Origin of the sequence: Futiania mangrovi, from assembly GCF_024158125.1 — a bacterium.
Classification (GTDB): domain Bacteria; phylum Pseudomonadota; class Alphaproteobacteria; order Futianiales; family Futianiaceae; genus Futiania; species Futiania mangrovi.
The window spans coordinates 618,655-630,747 of record NZ_JAMZFT010000002.1 but is presented as its reverse complement, the minus strand read 5'-3'; the positions used below and the strand labels follow the sequence as shown (position 1 = coordinate 630,747).

At 69.7% G+C, this 12,093-nt stretch carries 11 protein-coding genes and 1 tRNA gene; 10 read left to right on the top strand and 2 right to left on the bottom strand.

Translation table 11 applies throughout. The features are described 5' to 3' along the window. Window positions 1-10 precede the first annotated feature (10 nt). The gene (locus NJQ99_RS09895; RefSeq protein WP_269332664.1) at window positions 11-601 is read right to left on the bottom strand and encodes a LysE family translocator; all 591 of its coding nucleotides are present in this window, start codon (window positions 599-601) and stop codon (window positions 11-13) included. Between the two features lie 191 nt (window positions 602-792). Between NJQ99_RS09895 and NJQ99_RS09890 the strand changes: the two genes are divergently transcribed. Then, a complete protein-coding gene (locus tag NJQ99_RS09890) occupies window positions 793-3,654 on the top strand; it encodes a class I SAM-dependent DNA methyltransferase (protein WP_269332663.1) in 2,862 nt (953 codons plus the stop codon). An 88-nt stretch (window positions 3,655-3,742) separates the two neighbouring features. Here the strand turns inward: NJQ99_RS09890 and NJQ99_RS09885 are convergent. Then, window positions 3,743-3,832 (bottom strand) — tRNA-Ser (locus tag NJQ99_RS09885). 303 nt (window positions 3,833-4,135) lie between these two features. Here NJQ99_RS09885 and NJQ99_RS09880 point away from each other — a divergent pair. From NJQ99_RS09880 to gpmI, 9 genes are all read left to right on the top strand, one after another. Beyond that, on the top strand, window positions 4,136-4,756 hold the full coding sequence (locus tag NJQ99_RS09880; RefSeq protein ID WP_269332662.1) for a 50S ribosomal protein L21: 621 nt from the start codon (window positions 4,136-4,138) through the stop codon (window positions 4,754-4,756). 13 nt (window positions 4,757-4,769) lie between these two features. Next, entirely contained in the window at window positions 4,770-5,027 is a 258-nt protein-coding gene (rpmA, locus tag NJQ99_RS09875; RefSeq protein ID WP_269332661.1) for a 50S ribosomal protein L27, read from the top strand. An 85-nt stretch (window positions 5,028-5,112) separates the two neighbouring features. Then, window positions 5,113-6,189, top strand: a complete 1,077-nt coding sequence (gene obgE, locus NJQ99_RS09870; protein WP_269332660.1) for a GTPase ObgE — start codon at window positions 5,113-5,115, stop codon at window positions 6,187-6,189. Further along, window positions 6,186-7,307: a glutamate 5-kinase gene (proB, locus tag NJQ99_RS09865; RefSeq protein WP_269333214.1), complete on the top strand. Its 1,122-nt coding sequence runs from the start codon at window positions 6,186-6,188 to the stop codon at window positions 7,305-7,307. Before obgE ends, proB begins: the two co-directional genes overlap by 4 nt. A 19-nt stretch (window positions 7,308-7,326) precedes the next feature. Beyond that, window positions 7,327-8,625, top strand: a complete 1,299-nt coding sequence (locus NJQ99_RS09860) for a glutamate-5-semialdehyde dehydrogenase (RefSeq protein WP_269332659.1) — start codon at window positions 7,327-7,329, stop codon at window positions 8,623-8,625. 62 nt (window positions 8,626-8,687) lie between these two features. Next, window positions 8,688-9,263: a nicotinate-nucleotide adenylyltransferase gene (locus tag NJQ99_RS09855; RefSeq protein ID WP_269333213.1), complete on the top strand. Its 576-nt coding sequence runs from the start codon at window positions 8,688-8,690 to the stop codon at window positions 9,261-9,263. 209 nt (window positions 9,264-9,472) lie between these two features. Further along, entirely contained in the window at window positions 9,473-9,874 is a 402-nt protein-coding gene (rsfS, locus tag NJQ99_RS09850) for a ribosome silencing factor (RefSeq protein ID WP_269332658.1), read from the top strand. A 16-nt stretch (window positions 9,875-9,890) separates the two neighbouring features. Beyond that, window positions 9,891-10,358: a 23S rRNA (pseudouridine(1915)-N(3))-methyltransferase RlmH gene (rlmH, locus tag NJQ99_RS09845; RefSeq protein WP_269332657.1), complete on the top strand. Its 468-nt coding sequence runs from the start codon at window positions 9,891-9,893 to the stop codon at window positions 10,356-10,358. 106 nt (window positions 10,359-10,464) lie between these two features. After that, a complete protein-coding gene (gpmI, locus tag NJQ99_RS09840) occupies window positions 10,465-12,060 on the top strand; it encodes a 2,3-bisphosphoglycerate-independent phosphoglycerate mutase (RefSeq protein ID WP_269332656.1) in 1,596 nt (531 codons plus the stop codon). Window positions 12,061-12,093 lie beyond the last annotated feature (33 nt).

Genomic DNA, 12,093 nt, shown 5'->3' with positions numbered 1-12,093 from the left:
GACCCGCGCCCTAGAGCTGCGCCGCCACCGCGATCGCCACGACCGCCAGCATCGCCGCCGCCATGCCCATGTTGATGGCGCGTTGCGTTCCGGCGGCGAGGTTGAGGCGGCGCAGGCTCACCCCCGCCCACAGCCAGGCGAGATGGATCGGCAGCCAGATGACGTTGACGATGACGAGCTTGATCGCCGTCTCCGCCATCAGCGCGTCGGGCATGAACGCGAAGCCGGAGAACAGCGCCGTGTTGACCGCATAGGCCTTCGGGTTGATCGGCTGCAGCGCCAGCCCGTTCCAGAACCCCGGCGCGCGTTCGGAATGGATGAAGGCGATCTTCGCGCCCGCGAACGCGATCTTCGCCGCGAGCCACAGCAGGTAGGCCGCCGACCCCCACAGCAGGATCGCCCGGAGCCACGGCAGCGCCAGCGCCGCCGCCGCCACGCCGGAGATCACGATGGCCGTGACCAGGTTGTTCCCCATCCAAAGGCCCGCGAGATAGGCGAACCCCGCCCGGTAGCCGAAGCCCGCGCCGACCCCCGCCGCCGAGAGCACCCCCGGCCCGGGCGTGATGATCAGGAAGACGACCGCCAGCGCGAATTCGAGCATGGCGTCTCCTAGCACCTGCCCTCCCCGCCCGGCAACGCCGCCCCTTGCATGGGTGCCCGTCTGTGTGCCCGCATGGGAGCATGGCCCGCGCGCACCGCCCGCCCCGCCGCGCGCGCCTGCCAAAAACTTATCCCCGCGCCTGATCTTCGCTATACATTCGCCTGCGTCGAGTGTTGCGACGGTTGCGCAAGATGAATCCGTTGGAGTTCGTGTCCAAGTGGCGTGCGGTCGACCTGACGGAGCGTGCGGCCTCCCAGGCGCACTTCATGGACCTTTGCCATCTTCTCGACGTGCCGGACCCGGTCGCCGCCGACCCGAAGGGCGAATGGTTCGCGTTCGAGAAGGGGGCGACCAAGACCACCGGGGGCGAGGGCTGGGCCGACGTCTGGCGGCGCAACTGCTTCGCGTGGGAGTACAAGGGGAAAAAGAAGGACCTCGACAAGGCCTTCGCCCAGCTGCAGCAATACGCCATCGCGCTGGAGAACCCGCCCCTCCTGATCGTTTCGGACATGGCGCGGTTCCGCATCCACACCAACTGGACCAACACGGTCCAGAAGGTCTACGAGATCGCGCTCGACGACCTGCTCGACGGGGCGCGCCGCGACCTTCTGCGCTGGGCGTTCGTCGAGCCGGAGCGTCTGCGCCCCGCCAAGACCCGCCAGGTCCTGACCGAGGAGGCGGCGGAGCGGTTCGCCCGCCTCGCCCACCGCCTGCGCGCCCGCGGGCACGAGGGGCACGCGGTCGCCCATTTCGTGAACCGCCTCGTCTTCTGCATGTTCGCCGAGGATGTGGGGCTTCTGCCCAACAAGATGTTCGAGCGGATGCTGATCCATTCCGCCAGTGCGCCCGGCGACTTCGCGGAGAACGCGCGGCTTCTCTTCGCCGCCATGCGCACGGGCGGCAATGTGGGGTTCGAGCGGATCGACTGGTTCAACGGCGGCCTGTTCGACGATGACGCCACCCTGCCGCTGGAGAAGGCGGACGTGGACGACCTCCTCGCCGCCGCCCGCCTCGACTGGTCGGAGATCGACCCCTCCATCCTCGGCACCTTGTTCGAGCGGGGGCTGGACCCCGACAAGCGGTCCCAGCTTGGCGCGCACTACACCGACCGCGACAAGATCATGCAGATCGTCACCCCCGTGGTGGTCGCGCCCCTTCTGGCGGAGTGGGCGGAGGAGAAAGCCACCATCGAAGGCCACCTCGCCCGCGCGGCGGCTGCGAAGAATGCCAGCGCCCGCACCAGGGCGCAGAACGAGGCGCGCGCCCGCCAGCTTGCCTTTCTCGACCGGCTCAAGGCGTTCCGCATCCTCGATCCGGCCTGCGGGTCGGGCAATTTCCTCAACCTCGCCCTGACCGCGCTGAAGGATGTCGAGCATCGGGTGAACCTTGAGTGCGAGGCGCTGGGCCTGCACCGGGAGTTTCCGCAGGCCGGGCCCGAGTGCGTGCTGGGGATCGAGCTGAACCCCTATGCGGCCGAACTTGCGCGCGTCTCCGTCTGGATCGGGGAGATTCAGTGGATGCGCCGCAACGGCTTCGACGCCGCGCGCAACCCGATCCTGCGCCCGCTCGACACCATCGCCTGCCGTGACGCCGTGCTGAACGCGGACGGCACGCGCGCCGATTGGCCCGACGCCGACGTGGTGGTCGGCAACCCGCCCTTCCTCGGCAACAAGAAGATGATCGGGGAGTTGGGGGAGGACTATACCGCCGCCCTGCGCGCCGCATGGGCGGGCGCGGTGCCGGGCGGGGCCGATCTCGTCACCTACTGGTTCGCCAAGGCGTGGGAGATGATGCGCGAAGGCCGCCTCGCCCGCGCCGGTCTCGTCTCCACCAATTCGATCCGCGGCGGGGCCAGCCGGGAGGTGCTGAAACCCATCGTCGAGCATGGCCGCATCTTCGAGGCCTGGTCGGACGAGGGCTGGACGGTCGAGGGCGCCGCCGTCCGCGTCTCGCTCGTCTGCTTCGACGCCCGCAAGGGCGGCCCCGCCCGCCTCGACGGCGCGGAGGTCGCCGAAATCTACTCGGACCTGAGCGCGAGCGGGGGCGGCGTGGACCTGACGAAAGCTCGAAAGCTTGCGCAGAACCTGCGGACTGCATTTCAAGGCCCGGTCAAGGTAGGCCCGTTCGATGTAGATGTAGACCTCGCGCGTGATTGGCTGGCCAGACCACTGAACCCAAACGGGCTATCAAATCACATCGTGGTGCGCCCCCTTCTCAATGGGATGGATGTCACCCGGAGACCTTCTCAGCGTTGGATTATTGATTTCGGCACGATGCCTCTTGAAGACGCGAGCTTGTTCGAAGCGCCATTCGAATATGTGCTCACACACGTAAAGCCGTTTCGCGACCAGAATAGACGCGAGCGACGCAGAATATACTGGTGGCAGCATGGCGAGACCGTGCCCGGACTCAAGGCGGCCCTCGATGGCCTGAGCAGGGCCATCTTCACGCCCCGCGTCGCAAAGCACCGCCTTTTCGTCTGGGCACCTTCTTTAGTGGTGCCTGACAGCAGAGTTGTGGTCGTTGCCCGAGAGGACGACACAACATTCGGGATACTCCATTCGCGTTTTCACGAGGTTTGGTCACTTGCGACGGGCGGGTGGCATGGCGTCGGAAACGACCCCCAATACACGCCGACCGTCAGTTTCGAGACCTTCCCCTTCCCCGACGGCCTGACCCCGGACACGCCCGCCGACGCCTACGCCGCCGATCCGCGCGCCATCGCCATTGCCGACGCCGCCCGCACCCTGAACGACCGGCGCGAGGCGTGGCTCAACCCGCCCGACCTCGTCGTCGCCGTGCCGGAGGTTGTGGCGGGCTATCCCGACCGCCTGCTGCCGCGGGACGAAGCCGCCGCCAAGACCCTCAAGACCCGCACGCTGACCGCTCTCTACAACGCGCGGCCCGCGTGGCTCGACCACGCCCACGCCGCCCTCGACGCCGCCGTGGCCGATGCCTATGGCTGGGGCGAGGACTGGCGGGCGGGAAAACTCGACGACGAGGAAATCCTCGCCCGCCTCTTCCGCCTCAACCAGGCCCGCGCGAACGCCTGACGCCCGCCGCGGGCCCGGCCGCCCGCGTCTGGCGGCCTTGTCCTGGCGATCCTGCCCCGTGTCCGGGGGAACTATCTCTGGAAACGAATGGCGGAGAGGGTGGGATTCGAACCCACGGTACGCTCGCGCGCACAACGGTTTTCGAGACCGCCCCGTTCGACCACTCCGGCACCTCTCCGCAGCCGTGACCGGGGACGGGGACCCCGGAAAGCGGCGCGCACCCTAGCCCAAGCCTTTGCCCGCGCCAAGAGGCGATTTCCACCTCTCTGCCGCTTTTGGTTGAACGCCCGGCAAGGGGTACTCCGCACCGCCCTCCGGCCCGCCTCCGAAGCCCCCGCAGTCGCGGATTCGCGCCCGCCGGGGCATTTTGCCTGCCCGGCTTGCTTGACAGGGTGGGGCCGCGCGTGTATCTCGCCACCTTCGCCGGGAGGCATGAGGTCGCCCCGGCCCAGGGTTTTATTCATAAAGCGCGAGTGATCCCATGTTCGCGGTCATCCGAACGGGCGGCAAGCAGTACAAGGTCGCCAAGAACGACGTCATCCGGGTGGAGCGGCTTCCGGGCGAAGCCGGGTCCACGCTGACGCTCGACGAAGTGCTCATGCTCGGCGACGGCGAGACCGTTACCGTCGGCGCGCCGACCGTGGACGGCGCGTCCGTCGCCGCGGAAGTCGTGGCCGAGGCGCGCGGGCCGAAGCTGGTGGTGTTCAAGAAGCGCCGCCGCAAGAACTCCCGCCGCAAGAACGGCCACCGCCAGGACATCTCGATCCTGCGCATCACCGACATCCTGACCGGCGGCGCGAAGCCCGCGGCGAAGGCAAAGGCGGAGAAGCCGAAGGCCGAACCCAAGGCCGAGGCTGCGGAGACGGCGCCGCTCTTCACCGCCCCCGAGGGCGCTGCCGACGATCTGAAGAAGATCTCCGGCGTCGGCCCGGTGCTGGAGAAGAAGCTGAACGCCCTCGGCATCACGCAATATGCGCAGGTCGCGGCCTTCACGGCCGACGACATCGCCCGCGTGGACGAGGTTCTGAACTTCAAGGGCCGGATCGAGCGCGAGGACTGGGTTTCCCAGGCCAAGGCGCTGGCCGCCGGCGAAACGAAGTAAGGGGTAACCGGATATGGCACACAAGAAAGCAGGCGGTTCGTCCCGCAACGGCCGCGACTCCGCTGGCCGCCGCCTCGGCGTCAAGAAGTTCGGCGGCGAGCATGTGATCCCCGGCAACATCATCGTGCGCCAGCGCGGCACGAAGTTCCACCCGGGCGAGAATGTCGGCATCGGCAAGGATCACACGATCTTCGCGGTGAGCGAAGGCCGGGTGAAGTTCCACGTCGGCCGCTCCGACCGGACCTTCGTGTCGGTGGAGCCGCTCGCCTGAGGCGGGCGTCCACGACATAGAACGATGCGAGGGGGATGGGTCACCATCCCCCTTTTTCGTCGCGCACCACTGAAAGCCGCTGCCGATGAAGTTCCTCGATCAGGCCAAGGTCTATGTCCGCTCCGGCGACGGCGGGGCGGGTTGCGTGTCGTTCCGGCGCGAGAAGTTCATCGAGTTCGGCGGCCCGGACGGCGGTGACGGCGGGCGCGGCGGCGACGTGTGGATCGTCTGCGTGCAGGGGCTCAACACGCTCATCGACTACCGCTTCCAGCAGCATTTCAAGGCGAAGACCGGCGGGCACGGCATGGGCCGCAACCGGCACGGCAAGAACGGCGACGACGTCGAACTGAAGGTGCCGGTGGGCACCCAGGTGCTCGACGCCGAAACCGACGAGCTTCTGGCCGACCTGACGGAGGTGGGGCAGCGCGTGCGCCTTCTGAAGGGCGGCAACGGCGGCTTCGGCAACGCGCACTTCAAGTCCTCGACCAACCAGGCCCCGCGCCGCGCCAACCCCGGCCAGGAGGGGGAGGAGCGCTGGATCGTCCTGCGCCTGAAGCTGATCGCGGACGCGGGCCTCGTCGGCCTGCCGAACGCGGGCAAGTCGACCTTCCTCGCGGCCGTCAGCCGGGCCAAGCCCAAGATCGCCGACTACCCCTTCACGACGCTGCACCCCAACCTCGGCGTCGTGGCGGCGGGCGAGCGGGAGTTCGTGCTGGCCGACATCCCCGGCCTGATCGAGGGCGCGCACGAGGGCGTGGGCCTCGGTGACCGCTTCCTCGGGCATGTGGAGCGCTGCGCGGTGCTGCTGCATCTCGTCGACGGCACGCAGGAGGACGTGGGCCACGCCTACACCACGGTGCGCACGGAACTCGATGCCTATGGCGGGGGGCTGGAGGACAAGCCGGAGATCGTGGCGCTCAACAAGATCGACGCGCTCGACGCCGACACGCTCGCCGAACGCCGCGCCGACCTCTCCGCCGCGTGCGGCAAGCCTGTGCACCTCGTCTCCGGCGTCAGCGGCATGGGCGTGAAGGACCTCGTTCACGTCCTCATGGCCGAGATCGACGTCGGGCGCGCCCACGAGGCGCCGCCCTCCGGAACCGCGCCGGACGAGGACCCGCACGACGGGGAGGACGGGGAGGACGCGCCGTGGCGTCCCTGAGCCCCCGCCTCGACGCGGCACAGCGCGTCGTCATCAAGATCGGCTCGGCCCTGCTCGTCGACAAGGCGACGGGCGAGGTGAACCGCCCCTGGCTCGACGCACTGGCGGGCGACGTCGCGCGCCTGCACGCCGCTGGCAAGGAGGTGATCCTCGTCTCCTCGGGCTCCATCGCGCTCGGCCGACGGGTGCTGAAGCTGCCCAGGACGCGCGGCCCCCGGCTGGAGGAGGCGCAGGCAGCCGCGGCGGCCGGCCAGATCCGGCTCGCGGGCGCCTATGTCGACGCGCTGAAGCCCCACGGCATCTCGGTCGCGCAGATCCTGCTGACGCCGGAAGATACGGAGCGTCGGCGGCGCTATCTCAATGCGCGGGCGACCCTGCAAACTCTGCTCAAGCTGCGCGCGGTCCCCGTCATCAACGAGAACGACACGGTGGCGACGCAGGAGATCCGCTTCGGCGACAACGACCGGCTGGCGGCCCGTGTCTCGGTGATGGCGGGCGCGGACGTGCTCGTGCTGCTTTCCGACATCGACGGGCTCTACACCGCCGACCCGACGACAGACCCGTTGGCCCGCTTCATCCCCGAAGTGCCGGAGATCACGGCGGAGATCGAGGCGATGTGCGGCACGACCCGCACCGACGTCGGCACCGGTGGCATGGTCACCAAGATCATGGCCGCGCGCATCGCCGTCGCGGGCGGATGCAGCATGGTCATCACCAGCGGCAAGGTACTGGCCCCCGTCGCCGCATTGCAGAGGGGCGCGCGCGCGACCTGGTTCCCGGCGGCCAAGTCACCTGCCGCGGCGCGCAAGCAATGGATCGCGGGCACGCTGAAGCCCACGGGCCGTCTCGTCGTGGACGCGGGCGCGGCGCGCGCCCTGAAGGACGGGCGCAGCCTGCTGCCCGCGGGCGTCACCGCCATCGAGGGCAGTTTCGAGAAGGGCGACACGGTCGTGATCGCGGACGCCGCGGGCCACGAACTGGCGCGGGGGCTTGCCTCCTACGGCGCAGACGAGGCGCGCCGCATCCAGGGCCGCAACAGCCGCGACATCGAGGTGGTGCTGGGCTACCGTGGACGGGACGTTCTCGTCCATCGCGACGACCTGGTGCTGACGGGCTGAGACGAGAGGGAGAGACGCCATGGGCGTGAGACTGGTGGACACCGCCGACGACGACAGCCTCGACATCGCGGGCGTGATGGCCCCGCTGGGCGCGGATGCGCGCGCCGCGGCCCGCGTGCTGGCGACCGCCTCGACCGACGACAAGAACGCCGCGCTGCAGGCGATGGCGGACGCGATCCGCAATGCCTCCGCCATGCTGGTCGAGGCGAACCGCGACGACCTCGACGCCGCGCACGAACGGGGCCTCTCCCCCGCCCTGATCGACCGGCTGACGCTCACCCCCGACCGGGTCGAGGCGATGGCGCGCGGGATCGAGGAGATTGCCGCCCTGCCCGATCCCGTAGGCCGCACGCTCGCCGAATGGACGCGGCCCAACGGGCTCGACATCGCGCGCGTGGCGACACCGCTCGGCGTGATCGGCGTCATTTACGAGAGCCGGCCGAACGTGACGGCGGATGCCGGCGCGCTATGCCTCAAGGCGGGCAACGCGGTGATTCTGCGCGGCGGCTCGGATTCCTGGCATTCCTCGCGCGCGATCCATGCCTGCCTCGTGACGGGGCTGAAGGCCGCGGGCCTGCCCGAGGCCGCGATCCAGGTCGTCCCCACCACCGACCGCGCTGCCGTGGGCTACATGCTGGCGGAGATGGCGGACACCATCGACGTGATCGTCCCGCGCGGCGGCAAGAGCCTGGTCGCCCGCGTGCAGGCGGAGGCGCGCGTGCCGGTCTTCGCCCACCTCGAAGGCATCTGCCACGTCTATGTCGACGGCGACGCGGATCTCGACATGGCCCGCCAGATTGTCCTCAACGCCAAGATGCGCCGCACCGGCATCTGCGGCGCGGCGGAAACGCTGCTGATCGACAAGGCGTGCGCGCGCACCCACCTCGGGCCCATCGTCGAGGACCTGCTGGAGGCGGGCTGCGAGGTGCGCGGCGACGCCGCCGTGCAGACCGCCGACCCCCGCGTCGTGCCTGCGAGCGAGGAGGACTGGTCGACCGAATACCTCGACAAGATCATCTCCGCGAAGATCGTGGACGGGGTCGAGGGCGCCATCGCCCATATCGAGACCTACGGCAGCCACCACACCGAGGCGATCGTCACGAACGATCCGCAAACCGCGGAGGCCTTCCTGAACGAGATCGATTCCGCGATCCTCCTGTGGAATGCCTCCACCCAGTTCGCCGACGGGGGCGAGTTCGGCATGGGCGCGGAGATCGGCATCGCGACCGGCAAGCTGCATGCGCGCGGACCCGTCGGCGTCGAGCAGCTGACGAGCTTCAAGTACGTCGTCCGGGGCACCGGGCAGACCCGGCCCTGAGCGTCTTGCCCGTACGGCCCGCCCCCGCCGCCGTCGCGCCCCGCCTGCCCGTACGGGCGGGAATGCGCGTGGGCGTGATGGGTGGCTCCTTCAACCCGGCGCACGAGGGCCACCTGCACGCAAGCCTCGTCGCCCTGCGGCGTCTGGGCCTCGACCGCGTCGTCTGGATGGTCTCGCCGCAGAACCCGCTGAAAAGCGCGCGCGGCATGGCGCCCTTCACCGACCGCTTCGCCTCGGCGTCTGCGATGGCCCGGCACCCGCGTATCCTCGTCAGCGACTACGAGACGCACATCGGCACGCGCTACACCGCCGACACGCTGGCGTCCCTGACGGCGCGGCACCCGGGCGTTCGCTTCGTCTGGATCATGGGCGGCGACAACCTCATCGGCTTCCACCGCTGGGACCGCTGGATGCGCATCGCGCGCACCATGCCGGTCGCGGTGGTGGCGCGCCCCGGCTATCTGCATCGGGCGCTGGGGGCGAAATTCGCGATCCGGCTGGCGCACGCCCGCGTGCCGGAAGGCGCCGCCCGCACGCTCCCCGACCGGTCGGCGCCGGCCTGGTGCCTGCTGCACGGACGGCTTCACCCGGCCTCCTCGACAGAGATTCGTGCGGCGCGCGCACGCGGGCTCGCTTGAAGGCGGCCATCCGAATCCCTACACTTTGGCTGTCACGCTGCCGACACGGGCAGCTGACAAGGTGCGTAACGAGGCACGATCGGGAGTGACGGTCCACTGTCTGAACAGTATTCGCGGCCATATCCGCAGCTCCGCCAGGGTCCATCCCGGTCTCGCCCCGCACAGTGTGGCAAGAAAGGAACCCGACCCTGACCATTGAGACCGGCCGCATGGCCACGCAGACGGGCACCGCGCCCGTGAACCTGGCAGCCCCGCGCGACGGCGACGCGGCGTCCCGCGACCTGCTCGACCTGATCCTGACATCGCTCGACGACGACAAGGCGGAAGACGTGGTCTCCATCGACCTCCGCGGCAAGACGACGCTTGCCGACCACATGGTGGTGGCGTCCGGCCGCTCGAACCGTCAGGTCTCGTCCATGGCCGACAAGCTGGTGCGCCGCCTGAAGGAGGCGGGCCGCGGCGGCAGCCTCCGGACCGAGGGGCTGAGCCAGGGCGACTGGGCGCTGATCGACGCCGGCGACGTCATCGTCCACATCTTCCGGCCCGAGGTGCGCGCCTTCTACGACCTCGAGCGGATGTGGTCCGTGCCCGGGGAACCGGCGCGCGACTGACGGGCGCCGTGCATCCATGCGCCTGACCGTCACGGCCGTCGGCCGACTGCGCCGCGGCCCCGAGCGGGAGCTTGTGGACGACTACCGCGCCCGCGCGGACGCCGCAGGGCGTGCCGTGGGCCTCTTCCCTGTGAGCGTGCAGGAGATCGACGCGAAGGGCGGGGCCGAGGGCGAGGCACAGGCGCTCCTTGCCTCCCTGCCCCCTGACACGGCCCTGATCGCCCTCGACGAACGCGGGACCGAGATGTCGAGCGAGGCGTTCTCCGCCTTGCTTGCCGACTGGCGCGACGCGGGGCGGCGCGATTGCGTGCTGATGATCGGCGGGGCGGACGGCTTCGATCGCACCGTTCGCGACAGGGCCGACCGCACGCTTGCCTTCGGCAAGATGACATGGCCGCACATGATGGTGCGGGTCATGGCGCTGGAGCAGATCTACCGCGCGATCACGATTCTTTCAGGACATCCGTATCATCGTGGCGGCTAGCGCCGCGTGAGCCTACCATCGTGGCCTTCTGCGCGCCCGGTGGACTTGGTCCGGGCGCGCGCCTATGTTGCCGTCAAGTTTTGACCCTGAAGCGAACGATCCGACCATGAGCGAGACCCGACGCCCCCGCCCCGCCGTCCTGTGCATCCTCGACGGGTGGGGTCTGCGCACGGAGACGGAGAACAACGCCATCGCCGCCGCGGACACGCCCGTCTTCGACCGGCTGATGGCAAGCTGTCCCAACGCGCATGTCGACACCGACGGACGCCACGTCGGCCTGCCGCAGGGCCAAATGGGCAATTCCGAGGTCGGGCACATGAACCTCGGCGCGGGCCGCATCGTCTGGCAGGACCTGCCGAAGATCGACGCCGCGATCGACGATGGAAGCCTGGCGAAGGCCCCGGCGCTGACCGCCCTGATCGGCGCCGCGAAGGCGAAGGGCGGCGCGTTGCACATTGCGGGCCTGATGTCGCCGGGCGGTGTCCACTCGCACCAGCGCCACATCGCCGCGCTCGCGTCCATCGCGGCGAAGGCTGACGTGCCCGTGCGCATCCACGCCTTCCTCGACGGGCGCGACACGCCGCCGAAGAGCGCGCTGGAATACCTCGACACGTTCGAGGCCGACCTCGCCGCGGCACGCGCGGCGGGCGGCGACATCGCGGTCGCGACCGTCAGCGGGCGCTTCTTCGCCATGGATCGCGACAAGCGCTGGGACCGGGTGGAGCGCGCCTATGCCGCCATGGTGACCGGGGAGGGCGAGCGCGCGGACACCGCCCGCGCCGCCGTCGAGGCCGCCTATGCGCGCGGGGAGACGGACGAGTTCGTCGCCCCCACCGCGATCGGCGGCTATGCCGGCATGGCGGACAGCGACGGACTGCTGATGGCCAATTTCCGCGCCGACCGGGCGCGCGAGATCCTGACCGCCCTGCTCGACCCCGCATTCGATGGCTTCGCGCGGTCCCGCACCGTGGCCTTCGCGGGGGCGGCGGGCCTCGTTTCCTATTCGAGCGCGCTCGACCCCTTCCATGCCGTGATCTTCCCGGCGGAGGATCTGCCCAACACGCTGGGCGAGTACGTCTCTGCCAGGGGCCTGCGCCAGCTGCGCATCGCCGAGACGGAGAAGTACGCCCACGTCACCTTCTTCTTCAACGGCGGGCGCGAGGGCGAGTTTACGGGCGAGGACCGCATCCTTGTGCCGAGCCCGAAGGTCAAGACCTACGACCTGCAGCCGGAGATGTCGGCGGCTGAAGTGACCGACCGGCTGGTCGAGGCCATCGACGCCGGCACCTACGACCTGATCGTGGTGAACTACGCCAACCCGGACATGGTCGGCCATACAGGCATCATGGCCGCGGCGATCGTGGCAGTGGAGACGGTGGACGCCTGCGTCGGCCGGGTGGCGGACGCGGTGGAACGCGCAGGCGGCGTCATGCTGGTTACCGCCGACCACGGGAACGTCGAGATGATGACCGACCCTGCGACAGGGCAGGCCCACACCGCGCACACCACCTTCCAGGTGCCGCTGATCCTGGTCAACGCGGGCATCCTGGGCGAGGAGGTGCACCTGCGCGACGGGCGCCTCGCCGATATCGCGCCCAGCCTGCTCGACCTGATCGGCCTACCGAAACCTGCCGAAATGACGGGAGAAAGCCTTGTCGTTCACGGCCCCGCAGCCCAGGCCGCGCGCTCCGCTGCGGAATAGGGCAGCCACGCTCGCACTGACCGGAGCGCTCGC

Coding starts and splice junctions, on each gene's coding strand:
- NJQ99_RS09895 (WP_269332664.1), bottom strand. CDS start 601: ATGCTCGAATTCGCGCTGGCGGTCGTCTTCCTGATCATCACGCCCGGG.
- NJQ99_RS09890 (WP_269332663.1), top strand. CDS start 793: ATGAATCCGTTGGAGTTCGTGTCCAAGTGGCGTGCGGTCGACCTGACG.
- NJQ99_RS09880 (WP_269332662.1), top strand. CDS start 4,136: ATGTTCGCGGTCATCCGAACGGGCGGCAAGCAGTACAAGGTCGCCAAG.
- rpmA (WP_269332661.1), top strand. CDS start 4,770: ATGGCACACAAGAAAGCAGGCGGTTCGTCCCGCAACGGCCGCGACTCC.
- obgE (WP_269332660.1), top strand. CDS start 5,113: ATGAAGTTCCTCGATCAGGCCAAGGTCTATGTCCGCTCCGGCGACGGC.
- NJQ99_RS09860 (WP_269332659.1), top strand. CDS start 7,327: ATGGGCGTGAGACTGGTGGACACCGCCGACGACGACAGCCTCGACATC.
- NJQ99_RS09855 (WP_269333213.1), top strand. CDS start 8,688: ATGCGCGTGGGCGTGATGGGTGGCTCCTTCAACCCGGCGCACGAGGGC.
- rsfS (WP_269332658.1), top strand. CDS start 9,473: ATGGCCACGCAGACGGGCACCGCGCCCGTGAACCTGGCAGCCCCGCGC.
- rlmH (WP_269332657.1), top strand. CDS start 9,891: ATGCGCCTGACCGTCACGGCCGTCGGCCGACTGCGCCGCGGCCCCGAG.
- gpmI (WP_269332656.1), top strand. CDS start 10,465: ATGAGCGAGACCCGACGCCCCCGCCCCGCCGTCCTGTGCATCCTCGAC.